The sequence below is a fragment of the Bradyrhizobium sp. AUGA SZCCT0105 genome, from assembly GCF_018129565.1.
Lineage (GTDB): Bacteria > Pseudomonadota > Alphaproteobacteria > Rhizobiales > Xanthobacteraceae > Bradyrhizobium.
In genome coordinates this window covers 1,006,447-1,030,035 of sequence record NZ_JAFCMK010000002.1, presented here as the reverse complement: position 1 = coordinate 1,030,035, position 23,589 = coordinate 1,006,447, and the positions used below count along the sequence as shown (strand labels likewise).

The 23,589-nt window shown below is 62.9% G+C and carries 21 protein-coding genes; 15 read left to right on the top strand and 6 right to left on the bottom strand.

From position 1 onward, the window contains the following. Nucleotides 1-267 precede the first annotated feature (267 nt). Nucleotides 268-993, bottom strand: a complete 726-nt coding sequence (locus JQ573_RS13980) for a helix-turn-helix domain-containing protein (RefSeq protein WP_249131678.1) — start codon at nucleotides 991-993, stop codon at nucleotides 268-270. A gap of 164 nt (nucleotides 994-1,157) precedes the next feature. Here JQ573_RS13980 and JQ573_RS13975 point away from each other — a divergent pair, with 164 nt between their 5' ends. The 9 genes from JQ573_RS13975 to JQ573_RS13935 are packed head-to-tail and all read left to right on the top strand — an operon-like array spanning nucleotide 1,158 to nucleotide 12,917. Beyond that, nucleotides 1,158-3,902: an MFS transporter gene (locus tag JQ573_RS13975; protein WP_212310422.1), complete on the top strand. Its 2,745-nt coding sequence runs from the start codon at nucleotides 1,158-1,160 to the stop codon at nucleotides 3,900-3,902. An 11-nt stretch (nucleotides 3,903-3,913) separates the two neighbouring features. Beyond that, entirely contained in the window at nucleotides 3,914-7,666 is a 3,753-nt protein-coding gene (locus tag JQ573_RS13970) for a nitrate reductase subunit alpha (RefSeq protein WP_212310421.1), read from the top strand. After that, nucleotides 7,663-9,183, top strand: a complete 1,521-nt coding sequence (narH, locus tag JQ573_RS13965) for a nitrate reductase subunit beta (RefSeq protein ID WP_212310420.1) — start codon at nucleotides 7,663-7,665, stop codon at nucleotides 9,181-9,183. The genes JQ573_RS13970 and narH overlap by 4 nt, the downstream gene beginning before the upstream one ends. Continuing rightward, entirely contained in the window at nucleotides 9,183-9,893 is a 711-nt protein-coding gene (narJ, locus tag JQ573_RS13960; protein ID WP_212310419.1) for a nitrate reductase molybdenum cofactor assembly chaperone, read from the top strand. Before narH ends, narJ begins: the two co-directional genes overlap by 1 nt. Nucleotides 9,894-9,904: 11 nt before the next feature. Then, nucleotides 9,905-10,630: a respiratory nitrate reductase subunit gamma gene (gene narI / locus JQ573_RS13955; RefSeq protein WP_249131676.1), complete on the top strand. Its 726-nt coding sequence runs from the start codon at nucleotides 9,905-9,907 to the stop codon at nucleotides 10,628-10,630. 4 nt (nucleotides 10,631-10,634) lie between these two features. After that, nucleotides 10,635-11,459 (top strand): peptidylprolyl isomerase, encoded by an 825-nt coding sequence (locus tag JQ573_RS13950; RefSeq protein ID WP_212310418.1) that lies wholly within the window; start codon nucleotides 10,635-10,637, stop codon nucleotides 11,457-11,459. Between the two features lie 9 nt (nucleotides 11,460-11,468). Continuing rightward, nucleotides 11,469-11,807, top strand: a complete 339-nt coding sequence (locus JQ573_RS13945; RefSeq protein ID WP_212310417.1) for a hypothetical protein — start codon at nucleotides 11,469-11,471, stop codon at nucleotides 11,805-11,807. Next, complete coding sequence (mog, locus tag JQ573_RS13940; RefSeq protein WP_212310416.1) at nucleotides 11,804-12,373, top strand: molybdopterin adenylyltransferase; 570 nt, start codon at nucleotides 11,804-11,806, stop codon at nucleotides 12,371-12,373. The genes JQ573_RS13945 and mog overlap by 4 nt, the downstream gene beginning before the upstream one ends. Continuing rightward, nucleotides 12,342-12,917, top strand: a complete 576-nt coding sequence (locus JQ573_RS13935; RefSeq protein WP_212310415.1) for a DUF2478 domain-containing protein — start codon at nucleotides 12,342-12,344, stop codon at nucleotides 12,915-12,917. The genes mog and JQ573_RS13935 overlap by 32 nt, the downstream gene beginning before the upstream one ends. A gap of 52 nt (nucleotides 12,918-12,969) precedes the next feature. Here the strand turns inward: JQ573_RS13935 and JQ573_RS13930 are convergent, their stop codons facing one another. Continuing rightward, on the bottom strand, nucleotides 12,970-13,125 hold the full coding sequence (locus tag JQ573_RS13930) for a hypothetical protein (protein ID WP_212310414.1): 156 nt from the start codon (nucleotides 13,123-13,125) through the stop codon (nucleotides 12,970-12,972). 137 nt (nucleotides 13,126-13,262) lie between these two features. On the opposite strand from JQ573_RS13930, the gene JQ573_RS13925 reads away from it, so the two are divergent. The 6 genes from JQ573_RS13925 (at nucleotide 13,263) to JQ573_RS13900 (ending at nucleotide 18,841) form a co-directional block, all read left to right on the top strand. Next, the gene (locus JQ573_RS13925) at nucleotides 13,263-13,838 is read left to right on the top strand and encodes a cytochrome c oxidase subunit 3 family protein (RefSeq protein ID WP_212310413.1); all 576 of its coding nucleotides are present in this window, start codon (nucleotides 13,263-13,265) and stop codon (nucleotides 13,836-13,838) included. Nucleotide 13,839: 1 nt separating this feature from the next. Further along, on the top strand, nucleotides 13,840-14,103 hold the full coding sequence (locus tag JQ573_RS13920) for a hypothetical protein (protein ID WP_212310412.1): 264 nt from the start codon (nucleotides 13,840-13,842) through the stop codon (nucleotides 14,101-14,103). 105 nt (nucleotides 14,104-14,208) lie between these two features. Further along, nucleotides 14,209-14,661, top strand: a complete 453-nt coding sequence (locus JQ573_RS13915; protein WP_212310411.1) for a cytochrome c — start codon at nucleotides 14,209-14,211, stop codon at nucleotides 14,659-14,661. A gap of 37 nt (nucleotides 14,662-14,698) precedes the next feature. Then, nucleotides 14,699-16,045, top strand: coding sequence for a cbb3-type cytochrome c oxidase subunit I (locus tag JQ573_RS13910; protein ID WP_212310410.1), 1,347 nt, complete (start codon nucleotides 14,699-14,701; stop codon nucleotides 16,043-16,045). A 62-nt stretch (nucleotides 16,046-16,107) separates the two neighbouring features. Next, nucleotides 16,108-16,920, top strand: a complete 813-nt coding sequence (locus JQ573_RS13905; RefSeq protein WP_212310409.1) for a CbbQ/NirQ/NorQ/GpvN family protein — start codon at nucleotides 16,108-16,110, stop codon at nucleotides 16,918-16,920. Between the two features lie 4 nt (nucleotides 16,921-16,924). Beyond that, on the top strand, nucleotides 16,925-18,841 hold the full coding sequence (locus JQ573_RS13900; protein WP_212310408.1) for a nitric oxide reductase activation protein NorD: 1,917 nt from the start codon (nucleotides 16,925-16,927) through the stop codon (nucleotides 18,839-18,841). Between the two features lie 628 nt (nucleotides 18,842-19,469). On the opposite strand, the gene hemN is transcribed toward JQ573_RS13900, so the two are convergent. The 4 genes from hemN to nirK form a co-directional block, all read right to left on the bottom strand. Further along, nucleotides 19,470-20,822 (bottom strand): oxygen-independent coproporphyrinogen III oxidase, encoded by a 1,353-nt coding sequence (gene hemN / locus JQ573_RS13895; protein WP_212310407.1) that lies wholly within the window; start codon nucleotides 20,820-20,822, stop codon nucleotides 19,470-19,472. 118 nt (nucleotides 20,823-20,940) lie between these two features. Next, on the bottom strand, nucleotides 20,941-21,381 hold the full coding sequence (gene ccmE / locus JQ573_RS13890) for a cytochrome c maturation protein CcmE (protein ID WP_212310406.1): 441 nt from the start codon (nucleotides 21,379-21,381) through the stop codon (nucleotides 20,941-20,943). Nucleotides 21,382-21,490: 109 nt separating this feature from the next. Beyond that, nucleotides 21,491-22,354, bottom strand: a complete 864-nt coding sequence (locus tag JQ573_RS13885) for an SUMF1/EgtB/PvdO family nonheme iron enzyme (protein WP_212310405.1) — start codon at nucleotides 22,352-22,354, stop codon at nucleotides 21,491-21,493. Nucleotides 22,355-22,412: 58 nt separating this feature from the next. Further along, nucleotides 22,413-23,540: a copper-containing nitrite reductase gene (nirK, locus tag JQ573_RS13880; RefSeq protein WP_212310404.1), complete on the bottom strand. Its 1,128-nt coding sequence runs from the start codon at nucleotides 23,538-23,540 to the stop codon at nucleotides 22,413-22,415. Nucleotides 23,541-23,589 lie beyond the last annotated feature (49 nt).

Below are 23,589 nucleotides of genomic sequence, written 5' to 3'. Positions count from 1 at the left end.
ACCATTCCCGAGAGACGAACGGCGTCTCTCTGCCGATGCGTTGCTCAGTGAAGAGTGCTCTAGCTAGTCCGGCGAGAGCGTCATGCGTCCGTTAATCCTTAACCTCTCCGCCGTCAGTCGGATTGCGTTCGCTGCCGGTTCGATCATGCAGCCCAACAGCGGCCGCGGGATATAGTGGAGGAGCCGCCTGCACGGGAGGCCCCGAGATGACGTGCCTCTTTGATCAACCAATCAGCCGCTCGCAACCCCTTGGGCCTGAATCCACACTCAGGAGTTTGGGTCGTCTATGAACCTTTGTGGACGCGCAAAAGCCTCCAGCAGGTCTCTTCGGTCTATGATGATTTCCCGGCCACGGATACGCACGCCATGCTCGGTCAGATGCGCTAGATTGCGTGAAAGATTCTCGCGGGTCGTGCCGATGTGGGATGCCAGGGTGGCGCGGTCGAATGGCAGGACGAGATGCTTGCCTGATGCCGCGCTTTGCGCCTCTGACAGGATCCAGTTGGCCAGACGTTCGACGCTCGATCGCGCCACATAGCCCTTCAATTTCTTCACTGCGCCGCGATAGGCCGATGCAAGCTCGCTTGTGACGGTCTGGGCAAATTCGATCTCCCGCCGCAGGATCGTCCGCACGCCTTGTGCCGGGATCAGCAGAATGCGGGATTCCTTCAACGTTCTTGCCGAGTTCAGGTAGCGCTGGTCGCCCACGACGGCCGCAAGAATGAAGGTCGAGACTGGCGCGAGCAGGGAAATTCCCCACTCGACTCCGTCCTGTTCGGTAAAGATTTCGACCAGACCATCGATCAAGACGTGCAGGAAGTCGGGAGCATCGCCCTCGTGAATGAGATGCACACCGACCGGAAACTGCTGCAGCAGCGCGCCTTGCAACAGGTTATCGAGACTCTGCTCGGTCATCCGCGCGAACAGAGGCAAGGACTTCACCCGATCGAAATCATCAGAGCGCAACTGGTCGATCTCCGTGATGTGTGACAAATATCAAATCACGATGCCACAAAATGCAATCAGAAGGGCGTCTTTTTGCAAATTCAGGGTGCCTTTCTCACACCATCGACGGGATCATTGATCTGGAACAACCACGGACGCGCTGATCTTTGCGCATGAGTGCCTCCAATGCCGGTGGGTGATTGGAGACTTCAATGGGCGCAACTGGTTCAAGCTCTTCGCATAGCGGTCGAGCGCTCTGGCTTTCGACAATTTCCTTCACCATCTGCTTCGCGGTCTGGACGATATTCTCGATCATCGGCATCCGGATCAAGCAGGAGCTCGGTCTGAACGACACCGAGTTCGGGCTGCTGGTAGGCACCCCGATCCTCAGCGGCTCGCTGATCCGCCTCGTGCTTGGTATCTGGACTGACCAGTATGGCGGGCGGCGGGTCTACACGGTGGTGATGCTCGCCGCCGCGGTCGCCACCTACCTGCTGACGTGGGCGCACACTTATCCTGAATTCCTGGTCGCCGCACTTTTCGTCGGTGTCGCCGGAGGATCCTTTGCGGTCGGCGTCGCCTACGTGTCCCGCTTTTTCCCGACCGCCAGGCAGGGCACGGCGCTCGGCATTTTCGGCGCAGGCAATGTCGGCGCCGCGGTCACGAAATTCCTCGCTCCGTTCGTTCTGGTTGCCTATGGCTGGCAGACGACCGCGCAGGTCTGGGCGGCTGCGATCGGCGTAATGGGCATCTTGTTCTGGCTCCTTTCCGAGGAAGACCCGGTGGTGCGCGAGCGGCGTGCCAGGAACGAGAAGCCGAAGAGCGCCTGGCTTGAGCTCGAGCCACTGAAGAACATCCAGGTGTGGCGCTTCTCGCTCTATTACTTCTTCGTGTTCGGCGCCTTCGTCGCACTCTCGCTGTGGCTGCCGCAATATCTGATCAAGGTCTACGGCGTCGATATCAAGACTGCCGGGATGCTGGCGGCGATGTTTTCGTTTCCGGCGAGCGTTTTTCGCGCCTATGGCGGCCATCTCTCCGACCGCTATGGCGCGCGCCGCATCATGTATTGGACGTTCCTGGTCGGAGTAGCGGCAACCTTTGTGCTGTCCTACCCGCCGACCGACTATCTCGTGAAGACCGTGAACGGCACCGTCGGCTTCCATCTGGAGATGGGGTTGGTGCCGTTCGTGGTGACAGTGTTCGTTCTGGGCTTCTTCATGGCGCTCGGAAAGGCTGCGGTCTACAAGCACATCCCGGTCTACTATCCGCAGAATGTCGGCGCGGTGGGCGGTCTGGTCGGCATGATCGGCGGTCTCGGCGGTTTCGTGCTGCCCATCGCCTTCGGCGCGCTCGTCGATCTGACCGGGCTCCGGACCAGCTGCTTCATGCTGCTGTTCCTGCTGGTCACGATCGCGCTGGTCTGGATGCACGTCTCCATCAGGCAGATGGAGCGCGGCGTGGTCGGCGAAGCACTCAAGAAGCTTCCCGAACTGCCGGAGATGCAGGAGATTCACCGACCACAGCATGTCGGCGCTCTGTCCGGCGCCGTCCTCACCGACTGGCGGCCGGAGGATGCTGCGTTCTGGGAGGGCGGCGGCCGTGCCATCGCCCGGCGCAATCTCTGGCTCTCGATCCCCGCGCTGCTGCTGTCTTTCGCGGTCTGGCAGGTCTGGTCGGTGGTGGTGGCCAAGCTGCCTTCGGTCGGATTCAGGTTCACGACTGACCAGCTGTTCTGGCTTGCGGCGCTGCCCGGCATATCGGGCGCGGTGCTGCGGATCTTCTACTCCTTCATGGTGCCGATCTTCGGCGGCCGGCTGTGGACCACGCTCGCCACCTGGTCGCTGCTGCTGCCCGCTGTCGGTATCGGCTATGCCGTGCAAAATCCGGCGACGCCCTATCCGGTCTTCCTTGGGCTTGCGCTGTTGTGTGGTTTCGGCGGCGGCAATTTTGCCTCCTCCATGGCCAACATCTCATTCTTCTTCCCCCGCGCGGAGAAGGGAAACGCGCTCGCGCTCAATGCAGGCCTCGGCAATCTCGGCGTCAGCGTCGTGCAGTTCGTCGTGCCGATCGTGATCACCGTGGGCGTGTTCGGTTGGTTCGGCGGCGATCCGACCGCGGTCAAGAGCGGGAGCACCGATGTGCCGCTCTGGCTGCAGAATGCCGGCTTCGTCTGGGTTCCGTTCATCGTCGCCAGCGCCTTTGCGGCCTGGTTCGGCATGAACGACATTGCGTCCGCCAAAGCCTCCTTTGCCGACCAGGCGGTGATCTTCCAGCGTAAGCACAACTGGATCATGTGCTGGCTGTACACCGGCACTTTCGGTTCGTTCATCGGCTACTCGGCCGGCTTCCCCCTGCTGACGAAGACCCAATTTCCCGCCGTCGATGCGCTGCAATTTGCCTTCCTGGGCCCGCTGGTCGGTGCGCTCTCGCGCTCGGCCACGGGGTGGATGGCCGACAAATGGGGCGGCGGCCGCGTGACCGTCGGCGTGTTCGCGCTGATGATGGTCGGCGTGCTCGGAGTGCTCTATTTCCTCGGCATCAAGGATCAACCCGGCGCGTTCTGGGGCTTCTTCGCGATGTTCCTGCTGTTGTTCTTCGCGACCGGCGTCGGCAACGCGTCGACCTTCCAAATGATTCCCAACATCATGCGGCGGGAGATGGACCGGCTGATGCCGACCGCCGATCCCGCGACCCGGCTGCGCCAGGCCGAGAAGGAATCGGCCGCCATCACCGGCTTCACCTCGGCGATCGCCGCGTTCGGTGCGTTCTTCATTCCGAAGTCGTTCGGTACCTCGATCGATATCACTGGCGGCGTTCAGGCGGCGCTGTGGGGATTTTTCATCTTCTATGTGACCTGCATCGTCATCACCTGGGCTGTCTATACCCGCAAGGGCGGCCTGCTTCATGACATCGAACGGCGCGCTCAGATTTCGCCCGCCACCCAGCCCGCGGAATAAGGAGACGAGGGATGAGCCATTTCCTGGACAGGCTGACATTCTTCACGCGCGCCAAGCCGGATTTTGCCAACGGTCACGGCGTGACGACCACCGAGGACCGCTCCTGGGAGGACGGCTACCGGAAGCGCTGGCAGCACGACAAGATCGTGCGGTCGACACATGGCGTGAACTGTACCGGCTCCTGCTCGTGGAAGGTCTACGTCAAGGGGGGTATCGTCACCTGGGAAACCCAGCAGACCGACTATCCGCGCACGCGCCCGGACCTTCCCAACCATGAACCCCGCGGCTGCGCGCGCGGCGCCAGCTACAGCTGGTACCTCTATTCCGGCAACCGCGTGAAATATCCGCTGGTGCGCTCGCGGCTGTTGAAGCTGTGGCGCGAGGCGCGCGCTGTGATGGCACCGGTCGCGGCCTGGAAATCGATCGTCGACGATCCGACGAAGCGAGCGGCTTATGTGCAGAAGCGCGGCCTTGGCGGCTTCGTCCGCGCCAGCTGGACCGAGGTCAACGAGATCGTCGCCGCCGCAAACGCCTACACCGCGAAAACCTATGGTCCAGACCGCGTGTTCGGCTTCTCGCCGATTCCAGCGATGTCGATGGTGAGCTACGCGGCAGGTGCGCGCTACCTGTCGCTGCTCGGCGGCGTCTGCATGTCGTTCTACGACTGGTATTGCGATCTTCCGCCGGCCTCGCCGCAGACCTGGGGCGAGCAGACCGACGTGCCCGAAAGCGCAGACTGGTACAATTCCGGCTTCCTGATCCTGTGGGGATCGAACGTCCCGCAGACCCGCACGCCGGATGCGCATTTCTATACCGAGGTCCGCTACAAGGGCGCCAAGAGCGTCGTGATCTGTCCGGACTATTCGGAAGCTTCGAAATTCGCCGATCTCTGGGTGTCGCCCAAGCAAGGCACCGACGCGGCGCTGGCGATGGCCATGGGGCACGTGATCCTCAAGGAATTTCACGTCGATCGGCAGGCCAGATATTTCAACGACTACACGCGCCAGTATACGGATATGCCATTTCTGGTGCGGCTGGTGAAATCCGAGGGACGGCTCGTACCTGAGCGGTTCGTGCGCGCCTCGGATTTCGCCACTTCGCTCGATGAGGCCAACAATCCCGAGTGGAAGACGGTGGCCTATGACGAGGAAACCGGAGAGATCGTGGTCCCGAACGGCTCGGTCGGATTCCGCTGGGGCGAGCAGGGCAAATGGAATCTGGAGGAGCGGGACTCAATGAGCCGCAACACCAAGCTCCGGTTGTCGCTCAGCGATATCAGGGATGAACTGGCCGATGTGGCGTTTCCCTATTTCGGCAATCGCGAGCACGACCATTTCAAGGGAACCGACCATCCGGACGTCTTGACGCGCAAGATCCCCGCCAAGCGGATCCAGCTGAAGGACGGCGAGGCGCTGGTGGCGTCGGTCTACGACCTGTTCGTCGCCAATTACGGCGTCGATCGCGGCTTCGGCGGCGAGCATCTCGGCAACAGCTACGACGACGTCCAGCCCTATACGCCGGCGTGGGCGGAGAGAATCACCGGCGTGCCGCGCGATCAGATCATCGCGGTGGCGCGCGAATTCGCCGCCAATGCCGAGAAGACCGGCGGCCGCTCCATGGTCATCCTCGGCGCCGGGTTGAATCATTGGTATCACATGGACATGAACTACCGCGGCATCATCAACATGCTGGTGATGTGCGGCTGCATCGGACAGTCCGGCGGGGGCTGGTCGCATTACGTCGGTCAGGAGAAACTGCGGCCGCAGTCCGGCTGGACGCCGCTTGCCTTCGGTCTCGACTGGGGCCGCCCGCCGCGGCAGATGAATTCGACCTCGGCGTTCTATGCCCATACCGATCAATGGCGCTACGAGACGCTCGATGTGAAGGAAATTCTGTCACCGACGGCGCCGCAAGGTCCGTGGGACGGCGCGCTGATTGACTACAACGTTCGCGCCGAGCGGATGGGTTGGCTGCCTTCTGCACCGCAACTCGAGACCAACCCGTTGGAAGTTTCGAAGCTTGCGGCTGCCGCCGGGCTGGAGCCGAAGGATTACGTCGCCAAATCCCTCCAGTCTGGCGAACTGAAGCTGTCGTGCGAAGATCCCGATGGTCCGAAGAACTGGCCACGCAACATGTTCGTCTGGCGCTCGAACCTGCTGGGGGCGTCCGGCAAGGGGCATGAATACTTCCTGAAACATCTGCTGGGCACCAAGCACGGCGTGCTGGGTAAGGATCTCGGCGAGGACGGCAGGAAGAAGCCTCTTGAGGTCAAATGGCACGAAGACGCCCCGGAGGGAAAGCTCGATCTGCTGGTCACGCTGGACTTCCGGATGTCCACGACCTGCATGTACTCGGACATCGTGCTGCCAACCGCGACCTGGTACGAGAAGAACGATCTCAATACCTCCGACATGCATCCCTTCATTCACCCGCTGTCGGCGGCGATCGATCCGGTGTGGGAATCGCGGAGCGACTGGGACATCTACAAGGGCATCGCGGAAGCCTTCTCGAAGGTCGCACCCGAGGTGCTGGGCGTCGAGAAGGACGTCGTCCTCACCCCGATTATGCACGACAGTCCCGGCGAGATCGCCCAACCGTTCGACGTCAAGGACTGGAAGACGGGAGCAATCGATCCGATCCCCGGCAAGACCATGCCGGCGGTGACCGTGGTCGAGCGGGACTACCCGAACCTCTACAAGCGTTTCACTTCGCTCGGGCCGCTGATGAACAAGCTCGGCAATGGCGGCAAGGGCATGAGCTGGAACACCGATCATGAGGTCGAACTGCTCAAGAAGCTGAACGGCGTCGTAACGGAGGAAGGCGCGTCCAAAGGACTTGCTCGCATCGAGAGCGCGATCGACGCCTGCGAAGTCATCCTGAGCCTCGCTCCGGAAACCAACGGCGAGGTCGCGGTCAAGGCGTGGTCATCCCTCGGAAATTTCACCGGGCGAGATCACACCCATCTGGCCGTCCCCAAGGAGGACGAGAAGATCCGGTACCGCGACGTGGTTGCACAGCCGCGCAAGATCATTTCCTCGCCGATCTGGTCGGGCCTGGAGTCCGACAAGGTCTGTTATAACGCCGGCTACACCAACGTTCACGAGTTGATCCCGTGGCGCACGCTGACCGGTCGCCAGCAGCTCTATCAGGACCATCTGTGGATGCGCGCTTTCGGCGAGGGTTTCTGCGTCTACCGGCCGCCGATCGACACCAAGACGGTCAAGCCGGTGATCGACCGCAGGCCGAACGGCAACGACTCCGTGGTCTTGAACTTCATCACGCCGCACCAGAAGTGGGGCATTCACTCCACCTACACCGACAATCTCCTGATGTTGACGCTGTCGCGCGGCGGTCCGATCGTGTGGATCAGCGAACTCGACGCCAAGGCGGCGGGCATCGTCGATAACGACTGGATAGAGGCCTACAACACCAACGGCGCGCTGGTCGCACGCGCGGTGGTCTCGCAACGCGTCCGGCAAGGCATGTGTATGATGTATCATGCACAGGAGAAGATCGTGAATGTCCCGGGCTCCGAGCAGACCGGCCAGCGCGGCGGCATCCATAACTCCGTTACCCGTACCGTGCTCAAGCCGACCCACATGATCGGCGGCTACGTACAGCAAGCCTACGGCTTCAACTATTACGGCACGGTTGGCGCCAATCGCGACGAATTCGTCATCGTTCGCAAGATGTCGAAAGTCGACTGGCTCGACACGCCCGCCGCAGATCAACCCGGCACGTCCCGGCTGGAGGCCGCACAATGAAGATCCGCGCCCAGATCGCAATGGTGCTGAACCTCGACAAATGCATCGGGTGTCACACCTGCAGCGTCACCTGCAAGAACGTGTGGACCAGCCGTGAAGGCATGGAATATGCGTGGTTCAACAACGTCGAGACCAAGCCCGGTATCGGCTATCCCAAGGATTGGGAGAACCAGGCGCGCTGGAAGGGCGGTTGGAAGCGCAACCGCAACGGCTCGATCCAGCCGCGTATCGGCGGCAAGTGGCGGGTGCTGGCGAACATCTTCGCCAATCCTGATTTGCCCGAGATCGACGATTATTACGAGCCGTTCACCTTCGATTACCAGCATCTGCAGCAGGCGCCGGAAATGAAGGCGATGCCGACAGCTCGCCCGCGCTCGCTGGTCTCCGGCGAGCGGCTGGAGAAGATCCAGTGGGGCCCGAACTGGGAAGAAATCCTTGGCGGCGAGTTCGAAAAGCGCTCACAGGATTACAATTTCGAGGGCGTTCAGAAGGATATCTACGGCCAGTTCGAAAACACTTTCATGATGTACCTGCCACGGTTGTGCGAGCACTGCCTCAATCCGGCGTGCGTCGCGGCTTGTCCATCGGGCGCCATCTACAAGCGCGAAGAGGACGGCATCGTCCTGATCGACCAGGACAAGTGCCGTGGCTGGCGCATGTGCGTCTCCGGCTGCCCCTACAAGAAGATCTACTACAATTGGTCGTCTGGAAAATCGGAGAAGTGCATCTTCTGCTACCCGCGCATCGAAGCCGGTCAGCCGACGGTGTGTTCGGAGACCTGCGTCGGCCGTATCCGCTATCTCGGCGTCGTGCTGTACGACGCCGACCGCATCGCGGAAGCGGCGAGCAAGCCTGACGAACGTGATCTCTATCAGGCCCAGCTCGACATCTTCCTCAATCCGAACGATCCGCAGGTGATCGCCGAGGCCGAGCGGCAGGGCATTCCGCATGCCTGGCTCGAGGCGGCGAAGACCTCGCCGATCTGGAAGATGGCGATGGAGTGGAAGGTCGCATTCCCGCTGCATCCGGAATACCGCACCTTGCCGATGGTCTGGTACGTACCGCCGCTGTCGCCGATCACCTCGGCCGCCTCCGCCGGCAAGATCGGTCTTGACGGCGGCATGCCGGACGTCAAGTCGCTGCGGATTCCGATGCGCTACCTGGCCAATCTTCTGACCGCGGGCGATGAAGCGCCGGTGACGCTGGCACTCGAACGCATGATGGCGATGCGCGCCTATATGCGGGCCAAGACGCTCGACGGCGTCGTCGATGAAGCCATCGCCCGCCGGGTTGGTCTGAAGCCGGCCCAAATCGACGAGATGTACCAGATCATGGCGATTGCAAATTACGAGGATCGTTTCGTGATCCCGACCGCGCATCGCGAGCTCGGCGCCGACGCCTTCGACATCCGCGGCTCCTGCGGCTTCACCTTCGGCAATGGCTGCTCCGGCGGCGAGACCGAGACCAACCTGTTCGGTTCGCCCCGCAAGGCAAAGAATCCGATGGAGATCGCGTGATGAAGACGTTCAAGGTCCTCTCGGCCCTTCTGAGCTATCCGACCGAGGCGTTGATCGAAGCCGCGCCGGAGTTTGCGGCGGTGCTCGATGCCGAGAGGCTGGTGCCGGCGGCGTGCCGCGGTGCGGTCGACGTGCTGATCGAGGAAATCGCCATCGGCGATCTCTACGACCTGCAGGAGCGTTACGGCCTGCTGTTCGATCGCAGCAAGACGCTTGCGCTGCATCTGTTCGAGCATGTCCACGGTGAAAGCCGCGATCGCGGCCAGGCCATGGTCGATCTCAAAGCCATGTACGAAAATGCGGGGTTGGCGATCGCGGCGAACGAATTGCCGGATTACGTGCCGCTGTTCCTCGAATTCCTGGCGACGCAGCCGTTTGCGGAAGCGCGTGAGCTCCTCGGCCAGACCGCGCATATTTTTGCGGCGCTCGCCGAACGGCTCGGGCGACGCGAGTCGAGCTACAAGGGTGTTTTCGACACGCTGGTCAAGATCGCTGCCGAAGCGCCGCGCCGCGATATTGTCGACGAGCTTCTGAAGGCGCCCGAGACCGACCCGATGGATCTGGTGGCGCTCGACGCGGCCTGGGAAGAGGAAGAAGTCCGGTTCGGGCCCGGCTCGCAGGGGCAGAGCGCCTGCGGCCACGAAACCCTGATCGCAAAGCTTCGGCACGCCCGTCGCGCCGTCGGGCCGGCGCCGTCACACCCGCAATAGAGGGCCAGATCATGCAGACGCTCAATGCCATCGTCTTCGGCTGGTATCCGTACCTCTGCCTCACCGTCTTTCTGTTCGGCAGCCTAGTCCGCTTCGACCGCGAGCAATATACCTGGCGCAGTGGATCCAGCCAGTTGCTGCGGCGACGGCAGCTCGTCTGGGGCTCGAACCTATTCCACGTCGGAATTCTCTTCATCTTCTTCGGCCATCTCGTGGGACTGCTGACCCCGATCTGGGTATTCGACATGCTCGGCGTCTCGCATGGCTTCAAGCAGATGCTGGCGATCGTCGCGGGCGGCAGCGCCGCATTGATGTGTCTGGTCGGGATTTCGCTGTTGACGCACCGGAGGCTGTTCGATCCGCGCATTCGCGCCAACTCCTCCTTCGGCGACACCGCAATCCTCCTGATCCTGTTCGCCCAGCTGCTTCTCGGCCTTGCGACCATTCCCGTATCGCTCGGGCATCTCGATGGGCATGAGATGGTGAAGTTCATGGGATGGGCTCAGGGCATCCTGACGCTGCAGCCGGGCATCGCCGCCAACATTCTGGACGTGCACCCGATCTTCAAGGCGCACCTCGTATTGGGCATGACGATCTTCCTCATCTTTCCCTTTACGCGATTGGTCCATATCTGGAGCGCGCCGGTCTGGTATCTTGGCCGCCGCGGCTATCAGGTCGTGCGCCGCCGCGACGCCGCCTCGCACGCCGCCGACCGTCCTCTGCAACCTGCGGAGTAGAGCCATGGATTGCTCGCTCGCCGACAGCCTCCCCAAGCCGAAGACCGTCAGCGTCAATGGCACCGTCATTCCGCGCGAGGCAATCGCGCGCGAGGTGCAGAACCATCCGGCGGAAAAGCCGATCCTGGCCTGGCAGGCAGCAGCACGGGCTTTGGTCGTGCGGGAATTGTTGCTGCAGGAGTCACGGCGCCTCGAAGTTTCCGCGGAGCCGCTGCGGGACGCCGAAGGTCGGAGCGAAACCCCCGAAGAGGCGGCAATGCGCGCACTGATTGAACGGGAGGTCGTCACGCCCGAGCCGGACGATGCCTCATGCCTGCGCTTCTATGAACAGAACCAGCGTCGTTTCAGGACCGGTGATCTCTACGAGGCTGCTCATATCCTGATCGCGGCTCCGCCGAATGATGCTGCTGCCCGAAGTAGCGCCCGCGAGACTGCGGAGAAGATGCTGTTGTCCGTGCGAGAAGACCCCGCCCTGTTTGATCAATTGGCGCGCAGCCGTTCCGATTGCCGGACCTCCGCCGAGAACGGAGGCCGCCTCGGCCAGGTGACGCGTGGCCAGACGATCGAGGAATTCGAGGTGGCGCTGGCTCGCATGCACGAGGGCGAGCTCGCCATCGTCGAAACCCGCTATGGCTTCCACATCGTTCGGCTCGATCGGCACGCGCCGGGGCAGATCCTGCCGTTTGAGCTCGCTCGCGACCGCATCGCCGACTACCTCGCAACAAGTGTGCAGCACCGTTCACTCGCCCAATATGTCGCCGTGCTGGCCGGCCGTGCAGAGATCACCGGAATTGCAATCGCGGGCGCCAGCTCGCCGCTTCTGCAATAGAGAAACACCATGCAGCTCGGGCAAATCATCAGGAATTTCAGCGAAGAGGCTGCCGCGGCCGATGCGCTGCTCAGCTGTGGTGATCTCACTCTGGTGGCGCGCATCGGTTCCACGGCTGATCGCTTTGACGAGACGGTCGGAGAATACGCCGCAGGCGCGGTGCGGCGTTTTGCCAACCTAGCATCGAGCGAGGACTGGCTTGCGTTGATGAATACGGTCGAACGCGCCGATGATCCGGGCTTCCGCTGCCTGACGCACATGCTGCACTGGTCGCTGAAGCGGGACGAAGCCCAGAGCGTCGAACCGCACGTGGGATGCTCATGTGGAGGCAGCGGGGGATGCACATGATCGACCAACGTGAAATCGGTGGCACGGGCTTCTCCCGCAGCCTTGCGCGGATTGGCATTCTCGTGGTGTCCGACCGCGCCAGCCGGGGCGAGTACAAGGACCAGGGTGAGGAGGCAATCAACAGCTTCCTGGCCAAAACCATCCGATCCAACTGGATCACGATCGTCAAGATCATCCCGGATGGTGTTGAAAGCGTTGCCGGCGCACTCATCGAAATGTCGGATCGGGAGACCTGCGACCTGATATTGACGACCGGCGGGACAGGGCCGGCGCCGCGCGATTTGACACCGGAGGCCACACGCAGCGTGATCACGCGCGAGCTTGCCGGCTTCGGCGAACTGATGCGCCGGGTCAGCCTGGAGCAGGTTCCGACCGCGATCCTCTCGCGGCAGACCGCTGGGACACGAGGCCAGTGTCTGATTGTCAATCTGCCCGGGCGGCCATCGTCGATCGACATCTGTCTCGGCGCCGTCTTCCCGGCCATTCCCTATTGCCTTGATCTAATAGGCGCACGTCCCATTGAGGTGAATCAAGATGTCTGTCGCGCTTTCCGCCCGGACGCCTGAAGTCGTCCCGCCGCGCACGCCATCGCTGGCGGCGATCGTTTATCCGCAGAACATATACCCTGCGACGGCCTTTGAGGCGCTGGTCGCAGCGTGTCGTCGCAACAGATTGTCGCTTGCCGGCGTCTTGCAGCACTTGGTTGACGCGGCGTCGGAGCGACGATGCGATGTCCTCCTGGAGGATTTAAGCACCGGTCATCGCACGTCGATCTATGAGGATCGCGGTGCCGGCGCGTCGGGCTGCCGGCTCGACGAGTCGGCGCTTGCAGAGGTCGCTGCGCGGATCGAAAGTGGCCTGGCCGATGCACCGGATGTGCTGGTGCTCAACAAATTCGGCAAGGCCGAATGCGGTGGTGGCGGACTGCTCGACCTCATTGCCAAGGCGATGGAGTACAATATCACCGTCGTGATCGGCGTTCCCCAGAACAATTTGCCCGCGTGGCGCGGTTTTGCCGGTGATTTCGGAACGGAGCTGTCTGCCGACATCGGCGAGATCGAAAGATGGGTGGAGGGCCTGCGCGAGCTTGCGGTCTCACGTATTGGATAGGATGTCGTCGACGTCGAAGCTGCGAGCGTTCATGGCGGAGGCCCCGTTCGAGTCACTGGGTCGTGAACAGAACGGTGGCGATCCCGGCCGACAGAAGGATCGCCGAGACCGTCGCGACGGTCGAAAGCACGCCCATTGCCCGCAGCATGCCGGCGAAAGCGATGATAACGGGCGTTGCCGTGAGAAGGCCTAGCTGCGCTTCGCTCATGAAACTCCAGATCCCGCAGACGATAGGTGACGGTCCGAACCTAGTCCGGCGGCCAGCGTCCGTCTTTGTCGGGGGACAAAGATCGGACGCTGGATCCCGGTTACGGGTTGATGAACGCAAACTGTTGAAGGATGTCGATGTCGGCGCGGGATTTCGAACCGCGGGAAGGCGGATGGGAAGTCTTCGCCGAGTTGCCGGGCGACCCGATGATGTGGGTGCTGATTTTCAGCGAACTCGCGGTCTTCGGTCTCCTCCTCGGAGCCTTTTCGGTCGCGCGAGCGGTGGACCCCTCGGGCTTTGCTGACGGGCAGAAGCTGCTCGATCCGGGCCTCGCCGGCTTGAACACGCTGGTGTTGGTGACGAGCGGCTGGGCGGCCGCACGCGGCGTCTTGGCCGCGCGCGAAGGGAGGGGGGCCGACTGCCGGCGCTGGCTGTCGCTGGGGATCGCTCTAGGCGCGGCGTTTGTCGCCATCAAGCTATCCGAGTATTGCGGCGAGGTCGCTTCCGGTGCCGGGCTGGAGACCAGCACGTTCTTCACGCTGTACTTCCTCCTGACTGGATTCCACCTGCTGCATGTCGTGCTCGGGATGACAATCTTGGCCGTAGTTCTGCGGGGCGCAGACCCTCATGCGGTCGAGACCGGGACTTCGTTCTGGCACATGGTCGACCTCGTATGGGTCCTGATCTTTCCGATCGTCTACCTGGTGCGCTGACATGTCCCGACATCCTCTCGACACGACGTTGTTCGTCCTGATCGGCCTGGCGGTCGCGACGCTGCTTACCTCATGGCATCTGATGGCGGGGCCATCAGCGACCGGGGTCGTGCTGGGGCTCGCGGCGCTGAAGGGCCGCCGAATCCTCTTGGATTTCCTCGGACTGCGGGCGGTGTCGCCGGTCTGGCGGAGCCTGGTGACCGTCTGGGTCGTCGGCATCGCCTCGTTCGCCTGGGCCGCTTCCGTAGTCAGGCTGTTCGTCTAGCTGACGACCGCTCCCCTGTTTGCTGCGGCACAAAGAACCGTCCGTCGGACTGCGTAGGTTATCGCGACGCTCGCAATAACCGCAACCGCACCGAAAGGACAGGTGATGGCTGAACGCCTCACGAAAACGGCTGCGCGGAACGTCTTCTACGGCGGCTCCGCGTTCTTCTTCGCGATCTTTGTCGCGCTCACCGCCCACAGTCACTACTACATGGTGACTAAATCGACCGACACCGTAACGCTGACGGATTCCGTCGCACGCGGCAAACACGTCTGGGAAAAGAATTCCTGCATCAATTGTCATACGCTGCTGGGCGAGGGCGCTTATTTCGCCCCCGAGGTCGGCAACGTCTGGGACCGCTGGGGCGGCAGGGAAGATCCCGCTTCCGCCAAGGAGATGGTGAAGGCCTGGATGCAGGCACAGCCGAGCGGCGCGCCCGGCCGTCGGCAGATGCCGCAGTTCAACCTGACGGACCAGGAACTCAACGACCTCGCCGATTTCCTGCAGTGGACCGACAGCATCAAGCGTCAGAACTGGCCGCCGAACAAGGCGGGCTGATCACAGCATTCCGACAGCTTTCAAAGAGGAAACCTTCATGAAATACCAGACCCAGAAGGTCGCGATGCTGTACTTCTACGGCGCGCTGACACTGTTCTTGGCACAGGTCGCGTTCGGCCTGGTTGCCGGGACCATCTACGTTCTTCCGAACACCTTGTCCGTCCTGCTTCCCTTCAACATCGTCAGGATGATCCACACCAATGCACTGATCGTGTGGTCGCTGATCGGCTTCATGGGAGCGACCTACTATCTCCTTCCGGAGGAAACGGAAAACGAACTGTTCAGCCCACTTCTCGCCAAGATCCAGTTCTGGATGTTCTTCGGCGCCGCGGGCGTCGCGGTCGTGGGCTATCTCTTCCACTATCATGAGGGCCGCGAATTCCTCGAGCAGCCGTTCCCGATCAAGGTCGGGATCGTCGTTGTCTGCCTGATGTTCCTGTTCAACGTCACGATGACGGCGCTCAAGGGACGAAAGACGACGGTCACTAATATTTTGCTGTTCGGCCTGTGGGGCGTTGCAATCTTCTTTCTGTTCGCCTTCTACAACCCGGCCAACCTCGCGGTCGACAAGATGTATTGGTGGTACGTCGTCCATCTCTGGGTCGAAGGCGTCTGGGAACTGATCATGGCGTCCGTGCTGGCCTTCCTGATGATCAAGCTCAACGGCATCGATCGCGAGGTCGTCGAGAAGTGGCTGTATGTCATCATCGGTCTCGCGCTGTTCTCCGGCATCCTCGGCACCGGACATCACTTCTACTGGATCGGCGCTCCCGGCTACTGGCAGTGGATCGGCTCGCTGTTCTCCACGCTCGAGGTTGCGCCGTTCTTCACGATGGTGATCTTCACGGTGCAGATGACCTGGAAGGCCGGCCGGAAACACCCGAACCGCGCGGCACTGCTGTGGTCGGTCGGTTGCTCGGTGATGGCGTTCCTCGGTGCCGGCGTCTGGGGCTTCCTGCACACGCTGTCGTCGGTGAACTACTACACCCACGGCACCCAAGTGACCGCGGCGCACGGGCATCTCGCTTTCTTCGGCGCCTACGTCATGCTGAATCTGGCGGTGATGGCCTACGCGATCCCGCAATTGAAGGAGCGCGCTCCGTACAACCAGTGGCTCAGCATGGCCAGTTTCTGGATCATGACCACGGCCATGATGGTGATGACGTTCGCGCTGACCTTCGCAGGGATCATCCAGGTCCATCTGCAGAGGGTGCTCGGCCAGAGTTACATGGAAGTGCAGGACCAGCTTGCGATGTTCTACTGGGTGCGCCTCGGTTCCGGCGTATTCGTGGTCATCTCCGCCGCGATGTTCGTGTGGGCGGTGCTCGTGCCCGGCCGCGCGAGGCAACCAGCGATCTCGTCCGCGCTTCAGCCGGCCGAATAGCGCGAACAGGGGCGGCCGCACGTGCTGCCGCCCCTTCCATCGAATCCCCTCGGAGAGCCATCATGAAATCATCGGTTCACGCGATCGCCCGCTCCTCGCCAGCTATTCCAGCTTATACGCCGAGCGGCAACGAATGCGCTCTGTTCGAGCACGCTTGGCGTCGTCGGCTGCCCGTTCTGCTCAAGGGTCCGACCGGCTGCGGCAAGACGCGGTTCGTCGCCCATATGGCGGCCCGCCTTGACCTGCCGCTGCACACCGTCGCGTGCCATGACGATCTCACTGCGGCGGATCTTACCGGGCGCTACCTGCTCAAGGGAGGTGACACGGTCTGGACGGACGGGCCTCTGACCCGCGCCGTCCGCGAGGGCGGCATCTGCTATCTCGACGAGGTGGTGGAAGCGCGCAAGGACGTCACCGTCGTGCTGCATCCCCTGACCGACGACCGACGCATCCTGCCTTTGGAGCGCACCGGGGAGGAACTCCGCGCGCCTCCAGGTTTCATGCTGATCGTATCGTACAACCCCGGTTATCAGAGCCTCCTGAAGGCGCTCAAACCCTCGACCCGGCAGCGTTTCATCGCCCTCGAATTCGACTTCTTGCCCGCGGAGCAGGAGATCGCGGTGGTCTCCGCCGAGAGCGAGCTTCCGCCGGATCGCGTGCGCCCGCTGGTGCAGCTTGCAGGGCGACTGCGCGCGTTGAAGGGCCACGACCTGGAGGAAGGTGTCTCGACCCGCGTCATCGTCTACTGCGCCACGCTCATCGCCGCCGGTGTTTCGGTGGGCGACGCCGTTCGCGCCGGCATGATCGAGCCTCTGACGGACGATGCCGACGTCAAGGCGGCGCTGGTTGAAGTCGCACGTGCCGTGATCGGGTGATCGCATGCTCGACTTCCTCGAACTCGAGGAGACCGTCGGGCGAGCCTGGCACCGGCTGGTCGGCTCGACCGCATCCTATCCGGTTCATCCCGAGCATGCGGTGGCGCTCGCCGACGTTCGAAGCCAGATCGCGGTGATGTTCCGCGCCCTCGGCGGCGAGAAGGGCGTACAGATCGCTGGTTGTAAGGCGCGCAAGTCGGGTCATCGGCTCGGATGGCGGCAGCGTATCGGGCTCGGCGACGAAACCCTCGATCATCCCGGCCGCGACGGCGCCACCATATTCCTGCCCGAGAGCATCGCCGTTTTCGCCGATCGCGAGCTTAACGCCAAGCTGTACCGCTGGCTGGCGGCTTGGTTCGCCGTTCAGCCGGTCGCCCCGATCGAAGCGGTCGATCCGTTGCAGCGGGATCTCTTGACGCTGCGTCGGGTATGCGAGACGTCCGCCCTTGTCACTGCCCGGTTCCCAGGACTCGCCGAGACCTACCGACGGCTCGCCGGCGCGATGGTGATCGCCCGTCCGCAGCGCCCATTGCCGCGTGTTGAGCGGGATGTGGAGGCCGTCGTTATGGCGCTGCTCGGCGCCGGCGAGACTCCGAAGGGTGAGCTCTGGACCGCTGTCGTCGGCGCCGGCGAGCCGCCTGAGAAGGCACCGTCCGGATATCGCCCGATGCTGCCTTGCCCGCTGTGGGGCGATTGCTGGATCCGGGAAGCGGTCGCGCCCCAAGCAGACGATGACGAGCAGCCGTCCGGCGCGGCAGAGGAAGCCGGTCCCGACACCCGCAAACGTTTCGCGGTCCGGGAGCAGGAGGACAGCAGAGCTCAACGCGATCCCTTCATCCTTAACCGCTTCGAGAAGATCCTGGCGATGGCGGAGATGGTCAACGTCGACCGCCCTTCCGACGACGGCGATGAGGATGACGCCCGCAAGGCAGCCGACGACCTCGACGAACTCGCGATCTCGCGACGCAAGGGCAAGCCCGCAAGCAAGCTGAGGTTCGACCTCGACCTGCCGCCGGAAGCCGTCGATGCCGCGCGGCTCGAGGCGGGGCGGCTCTATCCGGAATGGAATTATCGCACCGGCAGCTACATGCCGGATTACTGCCGCGTTCTGACCTCGGAGGCGAGCGAGAACGGAGAAGACTGGCAGCCGGACGACGCCATCTTGCGGCGGATCCGGCAGGTGCGCCGTCAGTTCGAAACGCTGCGGCCCCGTCATGAACTGGTGAGAGCGCAGCCCGATGGGCACGACCTCGATCTCGACGCGCTGGTCCGCGCGCGATGCGACCTCCGCGCGGGCAGCGGCTCGCTGGAGCGCGTCCATCTGGCGATGCGCCCGCAGGGTCATGACCTGGCCGCCACGCTGCTGGTCGACGTATCGCTCTCGACCGACGCCTGGGTGGACGGACATCGCGTACTGGACGTCGAGAAAGAGGCACTACTGGTGCTGGCTAACGGCCTCGCGGCGTGCGGCGACTACCACAGCATTCTGACGTTCACCTCACGCCGTCGTTCGTGGGTCCGGCTCGAGACCGTCAAGGCCTTCGGCGAACCGATGACAACGCAGGTCGAGAAGCGAATCGGGGCACTCAAGCCGGGATACTACACTCGCATCGGTGCTGCGGTCCGACATGCCGCCTTGGAGCTCGCCGCCCAGCCGCATCGCAAGAAGCTGCTGATCGTACTCACCGATGGCAAGCCCAACGATGTGGATCATTACGAAGGTCGGTTCGCCGTCGAAGACACCCGTAAGGCGATCCAGGAAGCCCGGCGGCTGGGAACGGCCGTGTTCGGCGTCACCATCGATGCCGCCGCGCAGAGCTACTTTCCGACGCTGTTCGGGCGCGGCGGCTACGCCATCGTCGGCAACATCAGGCGGCTGCCGGCGGCGCTGCCTGCGATCTATCGCCAACTGACACAGTAAGCGGCGGGAAAAAGGAAGCCCGGCAACTCGGCCGGGCTCTGAGTATCGAGACAACGCCAAAGGGAGGAATGGGTCGCTCGTCTTGAACGGTGCAATTGAAGCACGCTGCGGCTCGATCGTATTTGAGCCAGCGCAAACTAAACCTACGATCCTTGTTCACCCGGAGCGCGCTCCCAATTCGGGGTGTTTTCGTCGCGCATTCGAGCGGGTCGGCGCGATCATCGACCGATGGACGCATCGGCATTGCGAAATCGGCCGCAACGAACGAAGTCTTCCAGGCAAGCCGTTGTCGGCGACGCCTGGCCCGAAGGCGAATCGCGGAACTGGAGAGCAACCTTGGTCCTCGTGTTTCGGTCATGAGAACCCGTCACCGCTTTGCTATGGTTGACGTGGCGCAAGAAGTGATGGCCGTGGTAATACGGGCGACAGGCCAGACTATGAGCATTTGCGAAGATATGCAGGTTCTGCGTCTGTTGAGGGCGTTGTTGAGGATCGGAGGCCCGGATGCGCTGGCGGATCATGGCCAACTGTCTTGAGGAAAGGACCGCCAGAACGGATCAGGGTCCGGACGAACGTCGTTAGCCGGTTCGATCAGCAGAAACGGCAGCGTCCTTGCAGATTGCGCTTCTCAGACGGCGCGGCTGTGGATCGCCGTGGACCGGGCGAGATGAGCGTCGAATGCGGAAGCCAAGCTCCGGACCAGAAATTCAGCGCCAGTGCTTACCGAGATCAGATCGTCACTCATGGTCACCGCTCCGTCCGCGACGAGGCTTTCGAGTCGCGAGCGATCCACGATGGCCGCATCCGGATCGCGGCCGTGCGACCTGGCGATCTCCGAGAGATCGACGGCCATGTCGCACATGACCCGCTCGATGATGTCGCCGCGGAAGCGGTCGTCCCCGGTGAACGCGTAGCCCTTGACGGTCGCGAGCCGCTCCTCGGCGATGCGCGCCAGGTAGTCGCGTGTCGCGACCGCGTTCTGAACGAAGCCCTGCGGCATCCGACCGATGGCGCTTGCGCCCAGGCCGACAAGCGTTTCGGCGGCATCGTTGGTGTAGCCCTGGAAGTTCCGCCGCAATCGGCCCTCCCGCTTCGCAACAGTGAGCTCGTCCGAGGGGAGCGCGAAGTGATCGAAGCCGATGCGTACGTAGCCAGCATCGACGAGCGCCTCGGCGATCGCTTCGGACTGCAGATGTCGTTCGGTGCTGTCAGGCAATGCGCTTTCGTCGATCTTGCGCTGGTGTTTCTTGAACGAGGGGACGTGCGCGTAGCCGAACACGGAGAACCGATCCGGCCGGAGCTCGATGCACCTCGCGACGGTGTCGAGGCAGGAACTCACTGTCTGAAGCGGCAGCCCGTACAGCAGATCGAAGTTGAGTTTGCCGATGCCGTTCCTTCGCAGGCCCTCGACGCACCGGGCAGTCTGGTCGAAGCTCTGTAAGCGGTTGATGGCGCGCTGGACCGCAGGGTCGAAGCTTTGCACGCCCAGGCTGGCGCGGTTGACCCCGCTGAAGCCCAGAGCCTCAGTCATCGGCTCGGTCAACGTGCGCGGGTCGATCTCGACGGCGATCTCGGCTTCGGGCACCACGAAGTAGGAATAGCGCAGCGCGCCGACCAGATCGGCGAAGGTCTCGGGCGTCATGATCGTCGGCGTGCCACCGCCGAAGTGTATGTGCGAGATCGGCTGCCGATGGCCGATGCTCTCCGCAACCAGATGCGCCTCGGTGCGCAGGCCCGAGGCGTAGATGGCGATCGGATCGTCCTTCTTCGTGACCGAGGTGTGGCAGCCGCAGTACCAGCACATGGATCGGCAGAACGGCACGTGCAGGTAGATAGAGGCCGGCCGTCGTGGGGAGATCGACTTCAGCCATCCGCGATATTCGGCTTCGCCGATCGACGGATTGAAATGCGGGGCCGTTGGATAGCTGGTGTAGCGGGGGAGCCGATCCTGACCGTACCGTCTTGCGAGATCCGAGCGCATCGTCTGCCTTTCCATTGTGCGAGGACATTGCCTGATGCGGCGTTCCCGAACGTTGCGTCAGGTCAACTTCGGAGCAGCTGGAACGGACGCCGGACAGGTCGAGGCTGTGTATCTCGCGTCAAGGCGTGTCGTTCTTCCAATGACCCTGCTTCTTCAGAGCGTCGGCCACCTCCCTGGGCATGTAGTTTTCGTCGTGCTTCGCCAGAACAATGTCGGCGCGAAACACGCCGGCCCCGTCCAGAACGCCTTCGGCCACGACGCCTTGGCCTTCCCTGAACAGATCGGGGAGGGTGCCTCTGAAGCTCACCGGGATGCTGCCTCCTCCATCAGCGATACTGAATGTGGCGGCCAGACTGTCTCCGCGCGTCAGCGAGCCCGGCTGGACCAGGCCGCCGAGGCGGAAGCGCTTGCCCGCTGCGATGTGCCTCTCCGCTGCCATCGTGGGTGTGGTGAAGAACACGATGGAGTCGCGGAGCGCGTTGAGGACAAGTCCCGTCGCGATGGCGAGCACCGCGAGCGAACTTCCGATCATCACCATCCGTCGTTGTCTACGTTTCATGCCTTGCCGCGATCGGTTTGCGCCGTGCGCTCGGAGGATCTTGCGACAGCCCTTCTAGGGGCTGAGCCGCGGCGGGACCTTGCGCCAGCTCAAGATGGGTCCGAATTGTCTATGCCCGCCGCAGCAGCTTCACAGCTTTGCGGAAAGCGTCGGTGACGGCAGCTCCGGGACGCTCGACGATTAGACGGAAGCCCAGATTCGTCGGCGGAACCCCGGCCGCGCAACCGCCCGACTTCGGATCGCGGATGAAGTCGGTCATGTAGGCGCGATGGGCCCCTTCGACGACGCGTACGCCGCAATTGGTGTTCGTCACCTGCTCGCGGTTCCCATCCAACGAGGCGCGGATGAAGCAAGTATCCGTCCACTCCCAGATGTTGCCGGCCAGGTCGTCGAGGCCCTTGCTATTGGTCCCGAATGTGCCGCCGGGCTGCGGAGCGGTCTCGGCCGGTCTCGAACGGTTCGATTCGGTTTCGTAGCGCGCGATCCATGCCTGGGCGGGGTCGGCGGGATCGACGAGCGGCAGGGCTTCGTCGCGCGCCTTTTCGGCCGCGGCGAACGTCCATTCCTCATCGGTTGGCAGCCGATGCGTGACACCTGTCTTCAGAGAGATCCAGGCTGCGTAAGTTGAAGCGTCGTGCCAGCTGACGCCGACGATCGGAACGTCTCGCCGTCCGGACTGAGATCCGACGCGCGGACAGGCGCCTTCTTCGACGCATCGGTCATATTCCGCGACCGTGACCTGCCGCTTCATGACGAGCAGGTCCGCCGGCAAGCCGAGCCCGCGCAGCGGCCCTTCCACTGGCTTGCCGCTTCGCGAGAAGTCGCCGGCGGCGCGGTAGCTGAAGGAGGCGGGCGCCAAGCGGCTGATCCCCTCCGGATCGACCTGGGGCGGAGGCGCAAGAACGGTCGCGAGCACGGGCGCGGCCAGCGCGCCGGCGAGCATCGCGATCTTGATCTTCATCAGCATCAGCATCACGGGTCTCCTTGAGAAGAACGGCCCGCGGCGAACCGCGGGCCGCGCTCGACGCCACCTACCGGGTGACGGCCACCGGATCGGCGGCGCCGACCTTGTCGGGGGGGACGGGGCTGGGAGGGGTGACCTGCTTCATCAGGTCATCGTTCCACTTTCCTTCGACCTTGAAGTGTGCGGCGGCACCCAGTTCGACCGCCTCGATCAGGTTATGGTTCACATAGGCGTAGATTCCGGGCTCGCGGAAAGTGTAGAGGGCGGCACCGGCCGAACCGCCCCGGACGAACCAGGTCTCGAGGTCCTTCTCCGGCGGATTGTTGAATTTGCCGGTCTCCCAGACGTAGTCGCCGTGGCCACCGATCAGGTGCGGACGGGTGTCGCGATTGGCCTGCGAGTGCACGATCAGCACGGTCTCGCCGACCTTCGCGGTCATGGCGTTCTTGCCGGTAAGCGAGCCGACGCTGCCGTTGAAAACGACATGCGTGGGAATTAGCTTGCGCATGACCTCGGTCGTGTCTGCATAGGATTCACCGAGCGTCTCATAGGTCTTGTATTTGCCGTTCTCGTCCTTCGGCACGTAGAGATCGTTCTCGCCGATGTAGTAGATCTTGTCGTAGTGTAGCGACCTGCCCGCGCCGTCCTTCAGACCGTCGCGCGGCAGCACCATGACGGTGCCGTGCATGCCCGACACGACGTGCCAGGGGATCATGCCTTCGGGCGCGCAGTGGTAGACGAACACGCCGGGACGCGTGGCCTTCCAGCGCAGCTTTACTTGCTCGCCCGGATTAACCTTCGTCAACGCGCCGCCGCCGAGGCCTCCCGTCGCCGAATGCAGGTCGATGTTGTGCGGCATGGAGTTGGTCTCGGGATTGACCGGCGTGAGCTCCATGTAGTCGCCTTCGTGCAGCACCATCATCGGGCCCGGCATCGAGCCGTCGTAGGTCATCGCCCAGAACTTGGTCCCTGCAGAATCGATCACGACCTCCTTCTCGCGGATCGTCAGCTTGAACTCGACGATCTTGGGGCCTGACTTGGTTGCCTGTTCGTGAGGATGCACGGCGGGCGGCGCCACCAGCGTCACCTTCTCGCGCGGAAGCTTCAGGTCGTCCGCAGTCTCCGCGACGGCCGGTGCCGCCATCATCAACGCCGCGATCGCGGCGCCCATCAAAGCAGTCCTTCGCGTGAGCATGATCGCTCTCCATCGGTTGATCTCTGCAATTCGATGGGTGGATGATGAA

Bases quoted from the DNA above. Each gene is read 5' to 3' on its own strand.
- JQ573_RS13975 (WP_212310422.1), top strand. From the start codon at position 1,158: ATGGGCGCAACTGGTTCAAGCTCTTCGCATAGCGGTCGAGCGCTCTGG.
- JQ573_RS13970 (WP_212310421.1), top strand. From the start codon at position 3,914: ATGAGCCATTTCCTGGACAGGCTGACATTCTTCACGCGCGCCAAGCCG.
- narH (WP_212310420.1), top strand. From the start codon at position 7,663: ATGAAGATCCGCGCCCAGATCGCAATGGTGCTGAACCTCGACAAATGC.
- narJ (WP_212310419.1), top strand. From the start codon at position 9,183: ATGAAGACGTTCAAGGTCCTCTCGGCCCTTCTGAGCTATCCGACCGAG.
- narI (WP_249131676.1), top strand. From the start codon at position 9,905: ATGCAGACGCTCAATGCCATCGTCTTCGGCTGGTATCCGTACCTCTGC.
- JQ573_RS13950 (WP_212310418.1), top strand. From the start codon at position 10,635: ATGGATTGCTCGCTCGCCGACAGCCTCCCCAAGCCGAAGACCGTCAGC.
- JQ573_RS13945 (WP_212310417.1), top strand. From the start codon at position 11,469: ATGCAGCTCGGGCAAATCATCAGGAATTTCAGCGAAGAGGCTGCCGCG.
- mog (WP_212310416.1), top strand. From the start codon at position 11,804: ATGATCGACCAACGTGAAATCGGTGGCACGGGCTTCTCCCGCAGCCTT.
- JQ573_RS13935 (WP_212310415.1), top strand. From the start codon at position 12,342: ATGTCTGTCGCGCTTTCCGCCCGGACGCCTGAAGTCGTCCCGCCGCGC.
- JQ573_RS13930 (WP_212310414.1), bottom strand. From the start codon at position 13,125: ATGAGCGAAGCGCAGCTAGGCCTTCTCACGGCAACGCCCGTTATCATC.
- JQ573_RS13925 (WP_212310413.1), top strand. From the start codon at position 13,263: ATGTCGGCGCGGGATTTCGAACCGCGGGAAGGCGGATGGGAAGTCTTC.
- JQ573_RS13920 (WP_212310412.1), top strand. From the start codon at position 13,840: ATGTCCCGACATCCTCTCGACACGACGTTGTTCGTCCTGATCGGCCTG.
- JQ573_RS13915 (WP_212310411.1), top strand. From the start codon at position 14,209: ATGGCTGAACGCCTCACGAAAACGGCTGCGCGGAACGTCTTCTACGGC.
- JQ573_RS13910 (WP_212310410.1), top strand. From the start codon at position 14,699: ATGAAATACCAGACCCAGAAGGTCGCGATGCTGTACTTCTACGGCGCG.
- JQ573_RS13905 (WP_212310409.1), top strand. From the start codon at position 16,108: ATGAAATCATCGGTTCACGCGATCGCCCGCTCCTCGCCAGCTATTCCA.
- JQ573_RS13900 (WP_212310408.1), top strand. From the start codon at position 16,925: ATGCTCGACTTCCTCGAACTCGAGGAGACCGTCGGGCGAGCCTGGCAC.
- hemN (WP_212310407.1), bottom strand. From the start codon at position 20,822: ATGCGCTCGGATCTCGCAAGACGGTACGGTCAGGATCGGCTCCCCCGC.
- ccmE (WP_212310406.1), bottom strand. From the start codon at position 21,381: ATGAAACGTAGACAACGACGGATGGTGATGATCGGAAGTTCGCTCGCG.
- JQ573_RS13885 (WP_212310405.1), bottom strand. From the start codon at position 22,354: ATGCTGATGCTGATGAAGATCAAGATCGCGATGCTCGCCGGCGCGCTG.
- nirK (WP_212310404.1), bottom strand. From the start codon at position 23,540: ATGCTCACGCGAAGGACTGCTTTGATGGGCGCCGCGATCGCGGCGTTG.